Source organism: Desulfosporosinus paludis (assembly GCF_045689965.1).
In the GTDB taxonomy this organism is placed as follows: domain Bacteria; phylum Bacillota; class Desulfitobacteriia; order Desulfitobacteriales; family Desulfitobacteriaceae; genus Desulfosporosinus; species Desulfosporosinus paludis.
Genome location: NZ_CP144211.1, coordinates 378,188 through 399,658, shown reverse-complemented (window position 1 = coordinate 399,658; position 21,471 = coordinate 378,188). Strand labels below are relative to the sequence as shown.

Below are 21,471 nucleotides of genomic sequence, written 5' to 3'. Positions count from 1 at the left end.
GGGGACATATATAAAGAGGTCAACTTTGTTTGACCTCTTTATAGTAAAAATTTAGGGATTAAGCCTAGGTGGTGATACTAAATTGGATTAAGGGAACAAGAATTACATATCAACTTATCAATATGATAAGTGATTTATCGCTTTGGTAATACTTATCAGAGAAGAATTAATTGCCTAACAATTTAAAATCTGTACGTTTCTTGTGAAAATGTAGAACAATCATTTTTTACCCCTTATCATTGTGAGAAATGTGATTGTAGAGAAAGTCAAAAAAAGCACGTTTTTGTTATGATTTAAAAGGTTTTGTCAGATTGGCACGAATATTGCTACTGTGTACATCTAGGCACAAGGTGATTCACTTGCTTACAAAAAGAAAACAACTTGGATTAGAACGCAGGACTATCAAGGTTGATTTATGGAGGTGTTAAACGTTTATTGAATACATCCTGCAGTAACAAAAGGAGGAATGAAAATGGCTAACTCAAAACATTCAGTAGCGCCAGTCGATGAAATGATGCCAGCGGGTAAACTATTTGTATTTGGATTACAGCACGTACTGGCTATGTATGCTGGGGCAGTTGCAGTACCCTTGATTATTGCGGGTGCTGCGGGTTTGACCAAAGCTCAAACTGCTTTTCTGATCAACGCCGACCTGTTCACTTGTGGTATTGCAACGTTGCTTCAAACCTTAGGGATTTGGAAGATCGGAATTAAGATTCCAGTTATCCAAGGTGTAACCTTTGCTGCTGTCACTCCGATGATTATCATTGCCCAAACGGGAGGCATGGATACGATTTATGGAGCGATAATTATAGCGGGTTTGTGTACGTTTTTAATAGCGCCTTATTTTAGCAAGCTAATCCGCTTCTTCCCGCCTATCGTCACCGGAAGTGTCATCACGGTCATTGGTGTATCTCTGCTGCCTGTCGGTATTGCATGGGCTGCAGGGGGGACGGGTAATCCAAATTACGGTAATTTGACTTATATTGGGGTTGCCGGTATTGTTCTTATCGCGATTCTTTTAATCAATAAGTTTTTCCGAGGTTTTGTCGCTCACATTTCAGTCTTGCTAGGATTAATTATAGGTCTTATCATTGCCATGCCTTTAGGGCTTGTGAACTTCTCGGGAGTTTCCTCGGCTGCTTGGCTTGGTATCGATTATCCTTTCGCTTTTGGTTTTCCGAAGTTCGATCTCGGTGCTATCATTGCCATGATCATTGTTATGTTAGTTGTTATGGTTGAGTCAACCGGAGATTTCTTGGCTATCGGCGTGATGGTCGGAAAACCGATCGGTGAAAAAGAATTAACCGCTGGTTTAAGAGCAGATGGCTTAGCCACAGCTCTCGGTGGAATCTTAAATGCCTTCCCTTACACCGCCTTTGCTCAAAACGTTGGGCTAGTCGGTCTGACTGGGGTTAAGAGCCGTTTCGTAGTAGCCACCTCCGGAGCAATTTTAGTGATTATGGGCTTTTTCCCTAAATTGGCTACCATTATTGCCTCACTGCCTAATGCTGTTCTCGGTGGCGCAGGGATTGCCATGTTCGGAATTGTTGCCGCTAACGGAATTCGAACCCTTTCCAAAGTTGATTATGACAAAAACCCCAACAACATTTTCATTGTAGCCATTAGCATTGGCTTGGGTGTCATTCCGGTTGTGGATCCAAACTTCTTTAAGTTATTCCCTGACTGGAGTCAAACCATTTTGCACAGTGGTATTACCCTAGGATCTATTACGGCTATTATCCTCAATGCCCTGTTCAATGGGAGCAAAGGCGGAGAAGATGCTCAAAAGGAACTGGCTGACAATGCAGGTATGAACGCTTAAGACTTACTCGGTGGGAAAGAAGTTGCTTCTTTCCCACCATTCCAATGAACGATAAATCCGGTGCTTAGAGGGGATTTTAATATGTCGGTCGATTTAGCGGTGGATTTTTGTGGACTTCAATTAGAGAATCCCTTTATTTTGGCCCCTTCCCCCAGCACGGATCAACTCGATCTATTAATCAAGGCTTTTGAAGCTGGATGGGCTGGGGCCGTACTTAAGACGGTTACCGTGGATTCCAGTATCGTTAGCCGAGTTTTTCCTTTAGTGATGCGGGTTGAACACGTTATGGGGTTTATGGGCATCCAAAATATTGACTTAGTATCCGAGCATTCTGTCGAGCAGATCGAACAACATGTTCGTTTTCTAAAAAATCGTTTTCCGAGTAAAGCTGTAATTCCCAGTATTATCGCCACGAACAAGAATGATTGGCAAATGCTAGCAAGACGAATGGTCGAGGCGGGCGCGGATTTGATTGAATGCAGTATTTCTTTTCCCCATGGCGCCGAATGGGGTTTATGTTCAACGATTCAAGAACCGAGTGGAACTGAGGAGATTACTCGCTGGGTTAAGGAAGCAGCAGGTCAGGTTCCTGTTGTAATAAAATTATCAGCGCAGGATTCCGATATCATAGCCACGGCTACGGCTGCTGAGCGCAGTGGAGCGGAGGGTGTGTGTGCTTTAAATACGCTGAAAAGCATTACAGGTGTAAATCTGGATACCCTGATTCCCTATCCCAATGTAGCAGGGCTTTCAACGTATGGAGGTCTTTCTGGACCAGCTTTAAAACCCATTGCTTTGCGTTGCACAGCAGAAATTGCCCAAACGTTAAATCTTGACATTGCGGCGAGCGGTGGTATTACCACGTGGCAGGATGGTGCAGAATTTCTTCTTTTGGGTGCGAGCTCGCTGCAGCTTTGTACTGCGGTATTACGTTTTGGTGTCGGAATTATTCGTGAATTAATGACAGGGTTACAAGGGTGGATGGAAGAAAAGGGTTTTCAAACTTTGAAAGACGTTATTGGCCGTTCCCTGCCTTATCTTGTGGGCCATTCCCAGCTTCCGCGGGGAATTCAAGTCGTTTCGCAAATACAGTCTGAATTTTGTGATGGTTGTGGGGCCTGTTACACTGCTTGTCAAACAGGCGGGCATGACGCTATTCGCTGGATTGATGGATTTCCTCAGGTCACAGTGAGTCAATGTATAGGCTGTGGGCTTTGTCAAGCGATGTGCCCGCTGCAGGCTATTTCTCTTTCTAGGTTGATAAGAGAACGCGCTGCATTAACTGGTTAAACTAAGTCAGGATTTTGACAATATACTAGATCATAGAAATGCAAACCATAAATTTATAGTCTTGATTTATACCAAAAAGGTACTTATAAAGGGAGGATGAGTTAACGAATGCTTCTTATCGGTAATGGGACAGTTTTGACTTTAGGGAAAAGCAACCAGGTTATTCCTATGGGTGGGGTCCTTATACAGGACACCAAAATTTTAGAAATCGGCACAACTCAGGAATTGCAGGCTCGTTATCCAGAGGCGCGTTTTATCGATGCTCATGGAAAGCTCATTATGCCTGGAATGATCAATACTCACATGCACCTCTATAGTACGTTTGCACGCGGTATGGATTCCAAAAGCAAACCACCGCTTAATTTCCGAGATATTTTAGAAGGTCTCTGGTGGAAACTTGATAAATTGCTGTCAATGGAAGACGTCTATTACAGCGCCCTCACTCCGCTGATTGAGTGCATTAAGACGGGTACCACGACAATTGTTGACCACCACGCCAGCCCTAATGCGGTGATCGGCAGTCTGTCCACTCTGGCTAAAGCTGCCCAAGAAATTGGAGTACGAGCCGCTTTCTGCTATGAAGTCTCGGATCGTGATGGTGAGAAAATCGCTCAAGAGGGAATTAAGGAAAATGCTGAATTTATTGAGGCGTGTCAGGCTAAACCCGACGCAATGACTGCTGGGTTATTTGGGCTGCATGCTTCTTTGACCTTATCGGACAAAACCTTGGCTCAATGTAGTGACGCCGCCAAAAGGCTCGGGGCAGGATTTCACGTTCACGTTGCCGAAGGAATTGAGGACGTTGAAGACTGCTTGACGAATCACGGCCTGAGGGTTGTTGAACGTTTTGAAAAATATGGAGTACTTGGACCGAAAACAATCGCGGCCCATTGTGTGCATGTTAATGATCGGGAGATTGAACTGCTGAAAACCTCGAACACTCAAGTAGTTCATAACCCTGAGTCGAATATGGGAAATGCGGTTGGAGTAACGCCGGTCCTCAAACTATTGGAAAAAGGAGTTAGAGTTGGACTGGGAACGGATGGCTATACCTGCGATATGTTTGAGAGCGCAAAGGTGGAAAATGTCCTGCAAAAACATGCCGCGGCTAATCCAAGTGTGGCTTGGGCTGAAGTCCCGCAAATGCTTTATGCTAATAACCCCCAAATTGCCTCAGATTTGTTTGGCGGTACCTTTGGGGAACTAACAAAAGAAGCTTGGGCGGATGTTATCGTTGTTGACTATGTTCCTCCAACTCCGATGGATGCAAGCAATTGGAGCGGACATCTTTTATTCGGTGTGTCTGGACATCAGGTTGAAACGACGGTCGTCAACGGGAAGGTGCGCATGCTTGACAGAAGGCTTGTCGATATTGATGAGGAAGCAATCTGTGCTCGATCTCGGGAATTAGCGCAGGCAATATGGAATAGAATTTGAGGTGACTGACATGGAAAATGTATTGGGCTTACGCTGTATTCAGTGTGGTAAGGAGCTGGCCGCCGAACCCGGAGTGTATACCTGCCCATCCTGTGGCTCTAAAGCCGGGATCATGGACGTTGACTATGATTACTCAGTGATTAATCGCCTGACCTCACGTGAAAAATTATCTCAATCGAAAGACTACTCGATCTTTCGGTATCTGCCATTTCTTCCGATTCGTCCGGAGACTCCGCGTCCGCATCTGAGGGTGGGCTGGAGTCCTCTCTATAAACCTCCGGGTCTGGGCAAACATTTGGGAATGAGCAACTTGTACATTAAGGATGATGGGCAAAACCCGACGGCTTCCTTAAAAGATCGGGCTTCGATTATAGCCGTTGTTAAAGCGGTGGAGGAAAAGGCGCCAACGGTGGCGTGCTCCTCCACGGGGAATGCAGCTTCATCCCTGGCAGGAAGTGCAGCAGCGATGGGCCTGAAAAGTGTCATTTTTGTGCCAAGTCGCGCTCCCCAAGGAAAAGTTGCTCAATTGCTGATTTTCGGAGCAAAAGTCATCAGCGTTCATGGTTCTTACGAGGATACCTTCAGGCTTTCCGCCGAAGCAATCGAGCGATTTGGCTGGTATAACCGCAATGCGGCGATTAATCCCTACCTTGTTGAGGGCAAGAAAACCGTAGCTTTGGAAATCGCCGAGCAGTTTCATTGGGAGGTCCCTGATTGGGTTGTACTTTCCGTTGGCGATGGCTGTACGATTGCCGGAGTTTGGAAAGGTTTTAAGGATTTGTATCAAGCGGGGTGGATTGAACGCCTGCCTAAGATCGTCGGGGTTCAGTCGACAGGATGTTGTCCCCTGGTCGATGCCTTCTTAGAGAACCGTCCATGGCGTCCGGCAGAGGAAAATACCTTAGCGGACAGCATCGCCGTTGGTGTACCGCGCAATCCTGATAAAGCCTTGCGAGCAGTACGAGAATCCGGCGGAACGATGATTGCAGTGCCCGATGAGGAGATCTTGGAAGCTATGAGAGAGCTGGGAAGAACCAGCGGGATCTTTGGGGAACCGGCTGGAGTAACTGGAATGGCGGGGCTTAAGGCCTTGGTTAAAAAAGGAGTCATTGGTGTCGACGAAAAAGTAGTGGCTATTGTTACTGGAAATGGCTTAAAAGATGTTAAGAACGCCATTGCCGCAGTGGGCGAGCCGATTAAAGTGGAGCCTTCGCTGGACGAGTTGATGAGAAAGTTGTAATCTAATCTTTACATGATAAGGGAGGAAGATTAATGAGAAACTTAATTGATTTAACAATTAACGAAGAACAACTCCAAAAAACAGTTCAGAGTGTCAAAGAAAGAAACATCGTTATTCCAACCTTGGCTCAAATGAAAGACCCTGGCAAAGTTCCTGCCAAAGTCAAAGAAAAATTGAAAAAGACTGGTTTGTGGGATGTTGACCCTATTAACCTTTTCCGTATTTCCTGGAAAAACGAACCCGTAAAAGAAGGCGGACTGTTTAACGCGCTGCCCAACTATCTTGAAATTCCGTCGGAAATTTCTGGGGTTAAAGCTAGAATTATCGCTATGGCAGGAAAGTATTTCCCCACAGGAGCTCATAAGGTGGGAGCGAGCTTTGCGTGCTTAGTTCCCCGTTTAGTTAGTGGTCAATTCGACCCGAAATACCATGAAGCTGTGTGGCCTTCAACTGGGAACTACTGCCGTGGGGGAGCTTATAACTCAGCCTTGCTGGGCTGTAAATCCATCGCCATATTACCGGAGAATATGAGTAAAGAGCGTTTTGAATGGCTGAAAACTGTTGCCGGGGAAATCATCGCCACACCGGGCTGCGAGAGCAACGTTAAGGAAATTTATGATAAAACTTGGGAACTAAAAAGAACCCGTGAAAACGTTGTGATCTTCAATCAGTTTGGAGAATTGGGCAATCACTTATGGCACTACGAAGTCACGGGCAATGCTATGCAGGAAATTATTAAAGCCGAAGCCGGTGCGAAAGGCCGACTTGCCGGAGTATGTTTGACATCGGGTTCCGCGGGCACTTTAGGCTGCGGAGATTACTTAAAAGATCAGTATCCCAAGGCAAAGCTGGCCGTTGGGGAAGCATTGCAATGCCCAACGTTATTGAATAATGGCTTTGGAGACCATAGAATCGAAGGCATTGGAGATAAACATATCCCCTGGATTCATAATGTCAAGAACACGGATATGGTGATCGCTATCGACGATAACGATAGTTTGGGTTTGTTCAGACTTTTCAACGAAGCTGCCGGACAAACTTATTTGCGTGAGCAAGGTGTTGCTGATGACGTCATCGCCAAACTTTCCTGGGTCGGAATTTCTGGCGCAGCCAATATTTTGTCAGCCATTAAATTCGCCAAATACTATGAGCTGACTGAAGATGATATTGTCATGACAGTCCTAACCGACTCTGCAGAAATGTATCAATCCCGTTTGCAGGAAATGGAAGCCGAAAGAGGGCAAGCCTATAGCCTGATTCATGCAGCCATAGACCATAATAGAAATGTTCTGGGTGTTAGAACGGATAGTATGGAGGAATTAACCTACCAAAGCAAAAAACGCATCCACAATCTTAAGTATTACACTTGGATTGAACAACAAATGTATGATTTGGATGAATTGAATGCACAATGGTATGATTATGATAATTATTGGGGTAAACTCCATCAAATGGGTCCGGAGCTCGATAAACTGATTGAACAGTTTAATCAAAGAACAGGCCTGATTGAATAGATTAATGAACGATTCAAGATTATGGCTTAGCAAATAAAAAGATGTCTACAGACAGTGGTTTTTGATTAGGAACCACTGTCTTTTTATTTTAGAGTTTTAAAATCGCATAGAATTTTTAAATTAATCAGTCTAAATTCATTAGTCACTCTATAAACCGACAAATTTTTTTTGAGAAAGTAAGTACAATGGAAGGAGATGACATTAAAGCGAAAAGGAGGGATATATTTTGTGCTTTGGATATTTCAATAATGTTATTATGGTTTTATTTTTTTGTGGAGTTGTGATTTTAGTCGATTTATCACTCAATAAAAATTATTCTAGTTGCAGACTAGGTATTCTGTTCGGCTTGATCACAATATTTGTGATTAGCGGTAATAGTATGGTTATTGCCGGCCGCTTCTATGATTTTCGGCATATAACCATGACTATGGCTGGTTTTATCGGGGGGCCGGTGGCTGCAGGAATAGCGGTTTTAATAAGTGGTCTGTATCGTTATAGTATGGGTGGAAGGGGTATGATGGGTGGAGTCATCACCCTCGTCGTTTTTGCTTGTTTCGGGCTAATTTTAAAACGATGGTTCAAGAGTGTCCAAAATGGACGCAGGATCTTGTTCTGGTACTTGATCGGAATTATTATGACCTTTGTTCTCATCGGGATCATTGCTTTTATACCCCTAGGGAAGAGTAGATCTTATGACGTTCTGAGGGTTGTTACGATTCCCTATCTGATCATAACCCCCCTTGCAACGACAATTATTTTCAACTTTTATTATTGGGCCTACGAATATTTCAGTAAAGCCTCCATCCTCCATACTATTCTTAACTTTAGCCCCATCAATTTAATGATCTTTAATCAGAATGGACCCATTGTGCTCAGCAAAGCCTTAAAGAATCATCCTGAATCTTCGGAGTATCTAAACAGTTTATTGCCACTGTTGGAGAACTGCCCGGACTTAACTAAGACTGCTGGACAGCACCGCCATGAGATTAAGACTCAAGATGATCGACATTTCGTTGCGGATTTATCGAGCTTTCAGATGCCGAGTGGAGAATGGGCCTGCGTGGGGGTCATCAAGGACATAACCGAACTAATCAAAGACCATGATAAACTGCGAATTGCCAAAGAGAGATGTTCTAAAACCTTTGAATTGGGTCCCCACATGATGAGTATTATTAGAAAATCTGACGATCGTTACATTCATGTGAACCGTCGTTTCTTGGAGAAACGAGGCTTTGAACTGGAGGATGTCATCGGTAAAACTCCTATAGAAATCGGTGTGCCGGAGCACGAGTTCAAAGAGGTTATGAAGATTATGTCAGCCAAAGGGTTCGTGAGTAATTACGAATGTTCAATCGTTACGAAATATAATTCCCGAGGTTTTGTAATACTATCTGCGGAGGAGATCCAAGTCGATGATCAAGAATGTTATTTATTTGCTTATAATGATGTGACGGAAATGAAACGGATGCAGACGGAGAGAATAGAACAGCTTACCAAAAATTTAAAATTGGATGCAGAACTGTACCAGAGCAATCAGCTTATCGCCGATCTCATCAGCAACATGCCCGATAGTTTTTATGTCTTGGACCGTGAATGGCGGTTTACCTATGTCAACAAAAAGGGTGAAGAGTTATTGCAGAAAACCAGAAAAGAGCTTCTTGGCACTGTTTTATGGGAGATATTGCCGGGATCTCGCGAAACTCTACTCTACATAAATTACCAAATGGTTAAAGAGCTGCATATTCCGATGACTTTCGAGTATCCCAGCCTCCTGGTAGATGGGACATGGTATCAGGTGACAGCCTTTCCCTTTAAATTTGGCATTTCTGTCTATTCTCGAGATATTACCAAGACTAAGCTCACTCGTGAACAACTTATTAAATCCCAACGTGAAATGGCCTCAATTCTTGAAAGTATGACCGATTGTTTCTTTGCTGTTGATCGTGACTATATCTTAACCTATATTAATAGAGCGTTTGAAAGCACCCTCGGAAAATCAGGTAAAGAATTGTTGGGTAAGAAAATGACGGAAGTTTTCAAAATCAGCTCAACCGTACTACAGAAATTCGAGCAGGTGATAAGTAAACAACGCCCCTTGTCTTTTGAGATTATCTCCGAAAAATTAAATAATAAGTGGTTAGACATTAATATATATCCAACGGAAAATGGGCTAATCTGTTATTTTAGAGATATTTCCGTTCGTAAAATAGCTGAATTTGAAATCGCCCGACTTGACCGCCTCAACCTTGTCGGACAATTGGCTGCAGGAATTGGACATGAAATTCGGAATCCCATGACAACTGTGCGCGGGTATCTTCAATTATTGGGAACAAAAACTGAAAACGCCGTTCAGAAACCGACCTATGATTTAATGATCTCTGAATTAGATCGAGCGAACTCCATTATTACAGAATTTCTATCTCTAGCCAGAACTAAACAAACAGAATTAAAATATCAGAACCTCAATGGAATTATTGAAAAATTATACCCTCTCTTGGAAGCGGACGCTTTCAATCAAAATAAGCAAATTAAGTTCATCCCCGGTGAGATTCCCAATCTTCAGCTCAATGAAAACGAACTTTCCCAGCTCGTACTGAATTTATCCCGTAATGGCTTTGAAGCCATGGGGGAAAGAGGTTGCCTTACTATTAAAGTTTCTTCGCAGGATGAAACGGTCATGTTGTCTATAGAAGATGAAGGGTGTGGAATTTCTAAGGAAGATCTTAAAATGGTAGGTACCCCTTTCTTTACCACGAAAGAAAATGGGACCGGCTTAGGCCTGGCAACCTGCTACAGAATAGCGGAATCCCATAATGCCAGAATTATGATTGATTCTTCTTCGCAGGGGACAATCTTTAACGTCATATTTCCGATTTGTAATCAGGTCAATGACCAGAATGAAAGGATCGCTTAACAACTCAATTTAGAAAAATCAGTACTTCGATTTTTATCGGGTACTGATTTTTTTGACCTTTAAATGAATTTTTAATTGTTAAATTTTGGAAATATATAAAAGATTGTTGTTATCAGCTCGGTTTTCATTAACGTGAAGAGTAATTGGCATGATAATTGCATTAAAATACTCGCTGAACGTTGAGAGCAATCATTTCGTTTAGGGGGAGATAAGTGGTTTAACAGGTAAAACAAGAAATTGTTTTCGATATGTATTGGAAAAATGCTTTAGCAACAAACTATCTTTGAATAGGAGCGATTACAATGAGTGATGAAATTAAGTGGATAAGTAACCAGATGTTAAAAATCTATGGAAAAGGTACATCGACCGAACTGTTCAGCAAGGCTGAAATTGATAAAGCTCGAAGATTTCACGCAACATTTCCTGATTATGAGCCAACTCCTCTGCGTTCACTTCAAAAACTAGCCCATAATTATGGCGTTGCTGGGATTTATGTTAAAGATGAGTCTTATCGTTTTGGCTTAAATGCTTTTAAAGCTTTAGGCGGCTCATATGCTATTGGGAGATATCTGGCTCAGCGACTTCATAAAGATATCAGCGAACTTCCCTACGATGTTCTGACCTCGCCTGAAGTCAAAAGAGAATTAGGAGATATTACCTTCGCAACCACGACCGATGGAAATCATGGTCGGGGAATAGCCTGGACTGCTCGTCAATTAAAACAGAAATCCGTGGTCTATATGCCGAAGGGATCGTCTCAGTTCCGTTTGGATAAGATTAGAGAAGAAGGCGCGGAAGCGTCTATCACAGATTTAAATTACGATGATGCAGTGCGCATGACGGCGGTGGAAGCTGAAAAAAATGGCTGGGTGGTTGTTCAAGATACGTCATGGGAAGGTTATGAAGAGATCCCAAGCTGGATTATGCAGGGATATGGAACCATGTCGGCCGAGGCTTTAGAGGAACTGAATCATTTAGGGGTAGAGAAACCCACCCATATATTCGTCCAAGCCGGAGTAGGAGCTTTAGCAGGCTCAGTGCAGGGGTATTTCGCCTCCTTGTTTCAAGAGGATCGGCCCAAAACTGTGGTCGTGGAAGCAAACAAGGCGGATTGCTTATATAAATCAGCTCTTGCCGGGGATGGCCGACCGAGGGTAGTCGGTGGTGATATGTCGACGATTATGGCTGGATTGGCCTGCGGTGAACCGAATCTTATCGGCTGGAATATCTTGAGAGACTATAGTCATATGTTTGTTTCTTCCCCGGATTGGGTTGCAGCAAGGGGAATGCGAGTCTTGGCCAATCCGCTGCTGGGTGATCCAAGAGTTATTTCCGGTGAATCCGGTGCAGTAACGGCAGGACTCTTGAGTTCATTTTTGAATGACAAGGCCTTTAAAGAGGCACGGGAACAGCTTAATTTAAACCACCAATCTCAAATTCTCGTCTTCAATACGGAAGGAAATACCGATCCCTATAAATATCGTAGTATTGTTTGGGACGGTGAACTGCCGTCGACAGGTCGCTAAGATAGAACTATGGCATCAAGATTTGGTACTTTAAGGTTAGGGAAGCACGATTCCAGAAAAGGGTGCTTCCCTTCTTGAATTAAAAGATTGTACTTGTTTATTTGTGCTTATTGAGACGGAAGTCTCGAAATGAGACAAAGAGTTGTATATAATATAATTAGTGTTAGTTTAACAATTATAGAGGTGTTAGGATGTATCACCTAAGTGACATAAAAACAACAGTACAACAAACTGCCGACGCCATTGCTGAGGCCCTTAAAATTGAAGTCGAAATTGCAGATTCAGATCTTATTCGAGTTGCTGGAACGGGAAAATATAAGATTCGCTGTGGAAGTCCGATGAATGAAGGTTTTGTTTACCGTCATGTCATGAAGACTGGGGACTCCGTGATTATTGATAACCCTGGTTACAATGAGCTTTGTCAGCCGTGTACTTGCCGTGGGAATTGTTTGGAGTTTGCCGAAGTGGCCATTCCAATTCGGGCAGAAGATCAAATTATTGGGGTTATCGGCTTGGTAAGCTTCGACGAAGAGCAGACAAAACGCTTAATGGATAATAAACAATCGCTTTTGCGTTTCCTGGAAAAGATGTCGGAACTTCTTGTCGGCAAAGTGGTTGAAAGTCAACAAAACCGTGAGCGGGAACTGTTGACCAGCCAGTTGCTTACGGTTCTGAATCTCTTACATGACGGGATTTTATTAATTAACGATCAGCAGAAAGTCACTCATTATAACACCCATGCGGGTAAATTACTGGATATTGAAGGAGATCAGGAAGTAGGACTATATCAGCTCTTGGATGATAAGAAATTATGGTTGGCCGTTGAGCGCGGGGAACTGTTTTCCGGCCCAATTCGAGGGAAGCGCGTTGCTACACAGCTTTATTGTGATGTTGTTCCCATTAAAAACAATGAGGCCATTGAAGGTGCAGTCATTACGATTAAAGATATTCAACAAATCAAGAAATTGGTTAAAGAGGCAACTGTGAGTGAAATCGAAACTCATTTTTCCCAGATTATCGGTAATTCTGCTAAGATGAGTGAGCTGAAAGCAATGGCTTTACATGTTGCCCCAAGTAAGGCTACCTTGCTTATTCAGGGAGAAAGCGGTACAGGAAAAGAGCTTTTGGCTCGAGCTATTCATCAGAGCAGCAATCGAAAAGGGCATGCCTTCATTGCCATCAATTGCGGCGCAATTCCGGAAAACTTGCTGGAAAGTGAATTATTCGGGTATGAAGAAGGATCGTTTACAGGTGCTCGACGGGGCGGCAAAATGGGGAAATTTGAACTGGCTCATAATGGTACGATCTTTTTAGACGAAATTGGAGACATGCCCCTGCACTTACAAGTTAAAATTTTGCGGGTTTTACAGGAACGAAGAGTCGAGCGGATTGGAAGTACGCGCTCTATTCCTTTGGACGTCCGAGTGATCGCCGCGACACACCGGGATTTGGACGAGATGGTTAAGACGGGAGAATTTCGAGAGGACCTTTATTACCGTTTAAATGTTATTCCTCTGACGATTCCTCCGCTGCGCGAGCGGCAAGAGGATATACCGGTCTTAATTCAATTCTATTTAGACCATTATTCAACGGTTACGGAAAAAGTGGTTCGAGGGATAACTCCGGAGGCTATTGCCAAATTAGCGCATTATCCATGGCCGGGCAATGTCCGAGAGTTAGGTAATGTGATTGAATACTGTGTAACCATGGTCGTGGGAGATACGATTACACCAGAAAACTTGCCTCAACGTATAAAAGAAGACTTTAGACCTGGGCCTAAAAATACTTCTTTAAACCTAAAGCAACTTGAACGAGAAGCGATTATGAAGGCTTTGACAGTGGCAGATTCTGAAGGGCACAAAGAGGATGCCGCCAATTTGCTGGGGATTAGTAGAGCTACTCTCTATCGTAAGATCAAAGAATACCAAATTGCTGAAAATAAGACGTTTATTTAAATCTATCGGCTTAATAAGCAACGATTTAATGTTTCAAAACTGGATTATCGTCTCAAAATGAGATTTGAGGCCGAGAACCCAGTATTAGACACCGTTCGAGAGAATTCGAGGGTTTATCTCATCTCAAACTGGAGTCTCAACTTGAGATTTTGCGAGAAATGTTCTAACGGCTGTTTCTGAAAACAATAAAAAAATGGGCAATATTAATTAATGGTTGAAAAATGAGAATTGGCATGAGTCTTGCATTAATCTAAAGGAGAGCGATCATACTAAGTATGATAGGCTATCATTTACAATCCAAGAGTAGCGAAAGGGGAATTTATTTTGGATACCAATTTTGCAAAAGTTCTGGAGTTGGCTAAAAAGTATGAGCCTGAAATGAGTCGTTTCTTACGGGACCTTATCGCCATTCCTAGCGAGAGCTGTGATGAAAAGAATGTGGTACTGCGAATCAAAGAAGAAATGCTAAAAGTAGGGTTTGACAAAGTAGATATTGACCCGATGGGAAACATCCTTGGGTATATCGGTCATGGCAAACATCTGATTGCTATGGATGCGCATATCGATACCGTAGGCGTAGGGGATCCGGGACTTTGGAAATACGATCCTTATCAAGGATACGAAGATGAAGAAATCATTATCGGCCGTGGCGGATCAGACCAAACCGGCGGAATGGCTTCCATGGTTTATGCCGGTAAGATTATCAAAGATCTTGGTTTAGAAGATGAGTACACGCTGGTTGTCGTAGGTTCTGTTCAGGAAGAAGATTGTGACGGACTTTGCTGGCAGTATATCATTAAAGAAGATAAAGTTGTTCCAGAATTCGTGGTTATAACAGAACCGACGGATGGCAAGATTTATCGCGGACACCGTGGACGGATGGAAATCAAAGTTATGACAAAGGGTGTTAGCTGCCATGGCTCAGCCCCGGAACGCGGAGACAATGCTATTTATAAAATGGCACCAATTCTCACCGAGCTGCGTAGTTTGCACGAAAACCTGATGGATCATCCTTTCTTAGGGAAGGGCAGCTTGACTGTTTCCGAAATCTTCTATACCTCCCCTTCACGTTGTGCAGTGGCCGACAGCTGCTGGATTTCCGTGGACCGACGCTTAACCGCCGGAGAGTCTTGGGAATATGCACTCCAACAAATTAGGAATCTCCCTTCCGTGAAAGCTGCTAATGCAGAAGTTTCCATGTATACCTATGAAAGACCTTCATATACAAATCTCGTATATCCTACAGAATCCTATTTCCCAACCTGGCTGATTGAAGCAGGGCATCCAGTCAGCACGACCTTGGAAGATGCTTATAAGGGGTTATTCGGTAAAGACCCAGTGGTTGACAAGTGGACATTCTCCACAAACGGTGTTTCCATTATGGGACGTTATGGCATTCCTTGTATTGGGTTCGGACCAGGTCACGAGGATCAAGCCCATGCACCAAACGAGCGCACCTGGAAAAAGGAACTGGTAGATTGCGCAGCTATGTACGCTGTTATTCCAAGCTTGTATATTAAAAAATATGTCGATTTGATGCCTAGTGCAACAGAAAATCTGGTGAAATAATCTCCTGGCTTCATAACCTGTTCGCCACGCAGCGAGGCTGCCTTAAATAAACTAACTTAATACTAATTTAATTAGGAGGAACGATAATGCAAACAGTATTCAGAGGAAGACATTTTCTTAACCTAGAGGATTTTACTAAAGAAGAACTTGACACAATGCTTGACGTTTCCTTGGACCTTAAGAGAAAATTCGCCATGGGAGAAGACACTCCTTATCTTACCAACAAAACTGGTTTCCTAATGTTCTTTGAGCAATCCACCAGAACCAGAAACTCAATGGAAGCTGGTATCGCTCAATTAGGCGGTCATGCGAATTTCTTGGATTCCAGCACAATGCAAGTTGCCCATGGAGAAACTGCCAAAGATACTGCAATTATTCTTTCTCGCTTTGGACACATGATTGCCTGCCGTTATTGCAACTGGGGCAGAGGAAATGCCTACTTAAATGAGATGGCTAAATGGTCTTCAGTGCCCATCATGAACTTGCAGTGTGACCTTTATCATCCATTCCAAGGCTTGGCAGATTTAATGACGATTAAAGAGAAACATCAGGATTTAAGACGTAAAAAGATTTCAATTATCTGGGCGTATGCTGAAAGCCATAAGAAACCAATTTCTGTTCCTGTTACTCAAGTTCTTCTTTTCCCTCGTTATGGTATGGATGTATGGTTGGCTTATCCAAAAGGCTGGGAACTTCCTGATTGGGTCATTGAACAAGCCAGAGCAAATGCTGAGAAGCATGGCGGTACACTGACAATTACTCATGATGAGGCTGCAGCGTATAAAGATGCCGATATCGTTATTCCTAAGAGCTGGGGGAACTGGGTCACAGACCAAACAGGAGCCACAGAAACCGGTGCCAGTAAAGTTATCGATGATGCTTTGATTGCCAATAAGAGCTGGAAGTGCACGGAAGCTAAAATGGCGACTGCCAGCAAAGATGTTATGTATATGCATGCTCTGCCTGCCGACCGTAACAATGAAGTTGAAGATGCTGTTATTGATGGGCCGCATTCTATCGCTTATGATGCCGCCGAAAATCGTTTGCATACAGCAAAGGCTGTTATGACATTATTAATGGGTGGAAAATAATTGTGAGTACGTTAGCTGTAGTAGCCATTGGCGGAAATTCTCTGATTCGAGATAAAGCACATGAATCCGTTGAGGACCAATATCAAGCAGTCTGTGAAACAGCTAAGCATATTGTAGGCATGATCGAACAAGGGTATGAGGTGATCATTACTCATGGCAATGGCCCTCAAGTTGGGTTTATCCTTAGAAGATCTGAGATAGCTATGGATGTTGCCGCGATGCATCAGGTACCCCTGGTAAGTTGTGGAGCGGACACGCAAGGAGCTATTGGTTATCAAATTCAACAGGCCATGGATAATGAATTTAAGAGAAGAGGCCTGAAAAAATCGGCGGTGACCATTGTGACTCAAGTTGTGGTATCCGCAGACGACCCTGCTTTCCAAAAACCAGCGAAGCCGATTGGTTCCTTTTATTCCAAAGAACAGACAGAGCTTATCCAAAAAGCGAACCCATCTTGGGTCATGGTTGAAGATGCTGGCAGAGGATATCGTCGAGTAGTTGCTTCGCCTCTACCTCAAGAAATCGTGGAAAAAGATGTCATCAATCAACTAGCCCGTGCCGGCTATTGCGTCATAAGTGTTGGCGGCGGCGGAATCCCTGTCATGAAACGAGAGGATAATTCCTTGCAGGGTGTTGATGCTGTGATTGATAAAGATTTCGCTTCAAGCCTCTTGGCATCAGACATTAAAGCGGATCTGTTAATAATTTCGACCGGAGTCCCGACGGTTTATCTCAACTATGGTAAACCTGAGGAGAAGGCTTTAGATAAAGTGTCCTTAGCTGAATTGAAACAATATACGGCTGAGAATCATTTTGCCCCAGGGAGTATGCTGCCAAAGGTTCAGGCAGTGATCAAATTCCTGGAAAATGGCGGAAAAGAAGCGATTATCACCAATCCTGAATCGTTGGAAGACGCCATTGCCGGTAAGACCGGAACCCATGTTTATCCCTAAATCTTGTTTGTAACAACTTGAAAACCATTGAACTAGAATAACGCAGAGTGCTTTCTGAGAAAGCACTCTGCCTCAAACCCCCTCAAATCTAAGGCTAAGGTTCGAAGATCGAGCCAGGAATATCTAAATAAGCCTTAAGGAGAAATTAGATATGGGTATAGTGTTAAGTGGCGGGACGATTGTAACGGCCGCCGACGTGTATCAAGCAGACGTCCGTATTGAAGGCGAGAGAATTGTGGCCCTTGGTCACGAGATCAAGCAACCTGATGATCAGGTAATAAATGTGGATGGCTGCTTTTTATTTCCAGGGGGAATCGATCCCCATACCCACTTTGACCTTCCGGCAGGAGATATCACGACTTCGGATGATTTTCATTCGGGTACTAAAGCCGCCTTGCTGGGAGGAACAACGACCATTTTAGATTATGCCACTCAGTTTAAAGGGGAAAGTCTCAAAACAGGTTTGGAAAACTGGCACAAGAAAGCTCAGGGAAAATGTTACGCCGATTATGGCTTTCATATGGCTATTACAGATTGGAACGATTTGATCGCCCAAGAAATGACAACCTTGGTTCACCAAGAAGGTGTTCCTTCTTTTAAACTTTATATGGCTTATAAGAATGTTCTACAAGTGGACGATAGTGAACTTCTGCAGGCGCTGCGCCAGGCCGGGGACTGTGAGGCACTGGTTTGTGTGCATTGTGAAAATGGAGATGTTGTCTACGATTTAGTACAAAAAGCTCGTCGGGAAGGTAATACTGCTCCTAAATATCATCCCTTGACTCGCCCGCCTGAGATAGAGGCTGAAGCAACCGCGCGTGTCATTACTCTCGCCCAAATGGCTGGAGCGCCTGTTTATATTGTTCATCTTACTTGCAGTGGAGCCCTTCAGGAAGTAACTCGAGCTAAACTCCGAGGATATGAAGTTTACGCGGAAACCTGTCCGCAATATCTATTGTTGGATGATAGCTATTACTGCTCAGAAGGATTTAATGGTGCGAAGTATGTCATATCCCCGCCGTTACGCCCAATTCAGAATCAAAGCGCCCTTTGGTCCGGTTTAAAGACGGGGATTTTAGAGACGATAGCCACCGACCATTGTGCGTTTAATTATAAAGGCCAAAAAGACTTAGGACTTGAAGACTTCAGTAAGATTCCCAATGGTGCACCCGGCGTGGAGACTCGTATGGGGTTATTGTTTACCTATGGTGTTCAGACTGGTAAATTAAGTCTTAACGAGTTTGTCGCTTTAACTTCGACGAATGCGGCAAAATTATTTGGCTTATTCCCTCGTAAAGGGACAATCGCGCCTGGCAGCGATGCAGACCTTGTGGTCTGGGATCCACGCATCTCCTCCGTGGTCACTGCTGAAACGTTGCATCAACAAGTCGACTATACCCCTTTTGAGGGTTTTAAACAGCAGGGACAAGCGGTACGGATATTTTTGCGTGGGAAACAGGTATGCCAAGACGGCAAGCTAACTCAAGAAATACCGACGGGAAGCTATTTGTTCCGAAAACCATTTCTGAGGAGAAAGGGTGACGAGAATGTTTAAGATCGATGTGAATGGAACAGAGTATTCCGTCCAAGAGGACATGAATCTTATGGACTATTTGCGGGATGTTTTGCACGTTACATCCCTGAAAAACGGCTGTGGAGAAGGGGTTTGCGGTGCCTGTACTGTTCTTGTGGACGACAAGAAACTGCGGGCCTGTACGCAAACATTGGCCAAAGTCTCCGGCAAAAAAGTATTAACCGTCGATGGGCTGACAGAACGAGAAAAAGAGGCCTATGCGTGGGCTTTCGCGGAAGCGGGTGCTGTGCAATGCGGTTTTTGCATTCCGGGAATGATCATTAGTGCTAAAGCTTTAATCGATAAGTCCCCTATCCCAACGTCTAAGGAAATCAAAGACGCGATTCGAGGAAATATTTGCCGCTGCACAGGATATGTCAAAATTGAGCAAGGGATCATGCTTGCTGCTAAGGTATTGCGCGGTGAGCTGCAGCCGAATTCGACGGCACTTGCAGGGGCTGGAGTCGGGACAAGCATTCAGCGTCTGGATGCTCGGGAAAAGGTCCTTGGCACCGGGCAATACGTGGATGACATGTTCGTAGATCAGATGCTGCATGCCGCAGTATTGCGTACTAAGTATCCCCGTGCTTTAATTAAAGGAATTGATACTTCGGCAGCTCGCGTTTATCCTGGTGTAGAAGCCGTCTTAACGGCAGAGGATATTCCCGGGATTAATGAGCATGGGCATATTTTTCATGATTGGCCGACGCTGATTGCCATTGGCCAAGAAACTCGTTACATCGGGGATGCCATTGTTTTAGTGGCAGCCAAGACCAAGAAGCAGGCCCGCGAAGCTTTAGCTTTAATCCAAGTGGAGTATGAAGAGCTCGAACCTGTTCTGAACCCGCCGGAGGCTTTAGCGGACCAAGCTCCTGAAATCCACGCTAAAGGAAATCTCTTGAGCACGACGAAAATCCAGCGGGGGAATGTTGAAGAGGCTTTGGCTAAATCTGCTCATGTGGTCACACAGCAGTATTCCACGCCTCCGACGGAACATGCCTTTATGGAACCGGAAAGCGCCCTGGCGATTCCTCAGGAAGACGGGGGAATTACAGTTTATGTTGGGGATCAAAGTGTTTATGATGACCAACATGGCATCATGGGGATTCTCGGACTACCGGCGGAAAAGGTTCGGATTATCAGCAAACTGGTAGGCGGCGGTTTTGGCGGGAAAGAGGATTTGAGTGTCCAGCATCATGCTGCTTTGCTGGCGGTAAAAACGCAGAAGCCTGTGAAACTTACGCTCTCTCGCAAGGAAAGCTTGCTCGTTCATCCCAAAAGGCATGCCATGGAATTGGAAGTTACTACCGGCTGCGATGCTGACGGAAAATTAACGGCTATGGTGGCCAAGATCGTTGCGGACACCGGAGCTTATGCTTCCTTAGGTACAGCCGTTCTTCAGCGGGCTTGCACCCATGTCGGAGGTCCTTACCAAATCTTAAATGTTGATATTACCGGACTTTGTGTCTATACGAATAATCCGCCAGCCGGTGCGTTCCGAGGATTTGGTGTCCCACAGGCAGCTTTTGCCTCAGAAACCAATCTCGACCTTCTGGCTGAGAAAGTCGGAATTTCCCCCTGGGAGATTCGTTACCGCAACGCCTTGGAACCAGGGATGGTAAATCCTACGGGTCAGATCACAGATGAAGGAACAGCGATCAAGGAAACGTTGCTCGCGGTTCGTGAGGTCTACGAGTCCCATCCTTATGCCGGTATTGCCAGTGTTATGAAAAATACGGGTATAGGTGTTGGATTGCCGGATACCGGGCGAGTTAAACTGCAAATTGTCAACGGCAAAGTATTAGTGCTTACAAGTGCTGCCTGCATTGGTCAGGGCCTGGCAACAATAGCGACTCAGATTGTCAATGAGGCCACAGGGTTACCGTTAGAGTGCATCGATTTTGGTGCCCCGGATACCTTCTTAACTCCGGATTCAGGAACAACCACGGCTTCGCGTCAAACTCTCTTTACTGGTGAGGCAGTGCGCCAAGCAGCATTAAAACTCCAGCAGGCTTTATACAAATCCTCGCTGGAGGAGCTAGAAGGCATGGAGTTTTATGGAGAATATCTAGGCAAAACAGATCCTATTAATTCGGATAAACCTAATCCGGTCAGCCATGTCGCCTATAGTTATGCGACACAAGTGGTGATCCTCAATGAGCAGGGCCTTGTAGAAAAGGTTGTTGCGGCTCATGATGTGGGTCGGGCTATCAATCCTAAGGCCGTTGAAGGACAAATCGAGGGTGGAGTTGTCATGGGGTTAGGCTACGCTTTGCGAGAAGATTTCCCGCTCCAAAAAGGCATACCTACCGCGAAGTTTGGCACATTAGGCTTATTAAGATCCACAGATGTTCCAGAAATCGAATCGATCATCATAGAAAAGAATTCCTCTCCTTTAGCTTATGGCGCCAAAGGGATTGGAGAAATCTCGTCAATTCCCACAGCACCTGCCGTTGCCTTGGCCTATCGTAGGTTTGATGGCAAGTTGCGCAGTTCACTTCCTTTGCGTGAAACTCCGTATAAAAAATAAGCAGGATTTCGATTAGCGAAGATCAAAGAAGTATTAGTATATCAAGCTATGGGA

Annotated in this window: 13 protein-coding genes; all 13 read left to right on the top strand. The window is 44.3% G+C overall.

Annotated features, from left to right (window positions below; all coding sequences use genetic code 11):
- The first annotated feature begins 472 nt into the window (after window positions 1-472).
- The 13 genes from VZF35_RS01835 (at window position 473) to xdh (ending at window position 21,417) form a co-directional block, all read left to right on the top strand.
- A complete protein-coding gene (locus tag VZF35_RS01835; protein ID WP_407310414.1) occupies window positions 473-1,825 on the top strand; it encodes a nucleobase:cation symporter-2 family protein in 1,353 nt (450 codons plus the stop codon).
- A gap of 81 nt (window positions 1,826-1,906) precedes the next feature.
- Entirely contained in the window at window positions 1,907-3,115 is a 1,209-nt protein-coding gene (preA, locus tag VZF35_RS01830) for an NAD-dependent dihydropyrimidine dehydrogenase subunit PreA (RefSeq protein ID WP_407310412.1), read from the top strand.
- A 108-nt stretch (window positions 3,116-3,223) separates the two neighbouring features.
- Complete coding sequence (ssnA, locus tag VZF35_RS01825; protein WP_407310410.1) at window positions 3,224-4,552, top strand: putative aminohydrolase SsnA; 1,329 nt, start codon at window positions 3,224-3,226, stop codon at window positions 4,550-4,552.
- 10 nt (window positions 4,553-4,562) lie between these two features.
- Entirely contained in the window at window positions 4,563-5,792 is a 1,230-nt protein-coding gene (gene thrC / locus VZF35_RS01820) for a threonine synthase (RefSeq protein ID WP_407310408.1), read from the top strand.
- Window positions 5,793-5,824: 32 nt separating this feature from the next.
- Window positions 5,825-7,306, top strand: coding sequence for a pyridoxal-phosphate dependent enzyme (locus tag VZF35_RS01815; RefSeq protein ID WP_407310406.1), 1,482 nt, complete (start codon window positions 5,825-5,827; stop codon window positions 7,304-7,306).
- Between the two features lie 226 nt (window positions 7,307-7,532).
- Window positions 7,533-10,220, top strand: a complete 2,688-nt coding sequence (locus VZF35_RS01810) for a PAS domain S-box protein (RefSeq protein ID WP_407310404.1) — start codon at window positions 7,533-7,535, stop codon at window positions 10,218-10,220.
- 302 nt (window positions 10,221-10,522) lie between these two features.
- A complete protein-coding gene (dpaL, locus tag VZF35_RS01805; RefSeq protein ID WP_407310403.1) occupies window positions 10,523-11,746 on the top strand; it encodes a diaminopropionate ammonia-lyase in 1,224 nt (407 codons plus the stop codon).
- Between the two features lie 191 nt (window positions 11,747-11,937).
- Window positions 11,938-13,701 carry a sigma 54-interacting transcriptional regulator gene (locus VZF35_RS01800; RefSeq protein ID WP_407310401.1) on the top strand — a complete coding sequence of 588 codons (1,764 nt, stop codon included), beginning with the start codon at window positions 11,938-11,940 and terminating at the stop codon, window positions 13,699-13,701.
- 324 nt (window positions 13,702-14,025) lie between these two features.
- On the top strand, window positions 14,026-15,270 hold the full coding sequence (locus tag VZF35_RS01795) for a YgeY family selenium metabolism-linked hydrolase (protein ID WP_407310399.1): 1,245 nt from the start codon (window positions 14,026-14,028) through the stop codon (window positions 15,268-15,270).
- 86 nt (window positions 15,271-15,356) lie between these two features.
- A complete protein-coding gene (locus tag VZF35_RS01790) occupies window positions 15,357-16,361 on the top strand; it encodes an ornithine carbamoyltransferase (protein WP_407310397.1) in 1,005 nt (334 codons plus the stop codon).
- Between the two features lie 2 nt (window positions 16,362-16,363).
- The gene (arcC, locus tag VZF35_RS01785) at window positions 16,364-17,314 is read left to right on the top strand and encodes a carbamate kinase (protein WP_407310395.1); all 951 of its coding nucleotides are present in this window, start codon (window positions 16,364-16,366) and stop codon (window positions 17,312-17,314) included.
- Window positions 17,315-17,465: 151 nt separating this feature from the next.
- A complete protein-coding gene (gene hydA, locus VZF35_RS01780; RefSeq protein ID WP_407310393.1) occupies window positions 17,466-18,869 on the top strand; it encodes a dihydropyrimidinase in 1,404 nt (467 codons plus the stop codon).
- A complete protein-coding gene (gene xdh, locus VZF35_RS01775; RefSeq protein ID WP_407310391.1) occupies window positions 18,862-21,417 on the top strand; it encodes a selenium-dependent xanthine dehydrogenase in 2,556 nt (851 codons plus the stop codon). Before hydA ends, xdh begins: the two co-directional genes overlap by 8 nt.
- Window positions 21,418-21,471: the final 54 nt, after the last annotated feature.

Coding starts and splice junctions, on each gene's coding strand:
- dpaL (WP_407310403.1), top strand. CDS start 10,523: ATGAGTGATGAAATTAAGTGGATAAGTAACCAGATGTTAAAAATCTAT.
- thrC (WP_407310408.1), top strand. CDS start 4,563: ATGGAAAATGTATTGGGCTTACGCTGTATTCAGTGTGGTAAGGAGCTG.
- VZF35_RS01790 (WP_407310397.1), top strand. CDS start 15,357: ATGCAAACAGTATTCAGAGGAAGACATTTTCTTAACCTAGAGGATTTT.
- preA (WP_407310412.1), top strand. CDS start 1,907: ATGTCGGTCGATTTAGCGGTGGATTTTTGTGGACTTCAATTAGAGAAT.
- VZF35_RS01835 (WP_407310414.1), top strand. CDS start 473: ATGGCTAACTCAAAACATTCAGTAGCGCCAGTCGATGAAATGATGCCA.
- xdh (WP_407310391.1), top strand. CDS start 18,862: ATGTTTAAGATCGATGTGAATGGAACAGAGTATTCCGTCCAAGAGGAC.
- VZF35_RS01815 (WP_407310406.1), top strand. CDS start 5,825: ATGAGAAACTTAATTGATTTAACAATTAACGAAGAACAACTCCAAAAA.
- ssnA (WP_407310410.1), top strand. CDS start 3,224: ATGCTTCTTATCGGTAATGGGACAGTTTTGACTTTAGGGAAAAGCAAC.
- hydA (WP_407310393.1), top strand. CDS start 17,466: ATGGGTATAGTGTTAAGTGGCGGGACGATTGTAACGGCCGCCGACGTG.
- VZF35_RS01800 (WP_407310401.1), top strand. CDS start 11,938: ATGTATCACCTAAGTGACATAAAAACAACAGTACAACAAACTGCCGAC.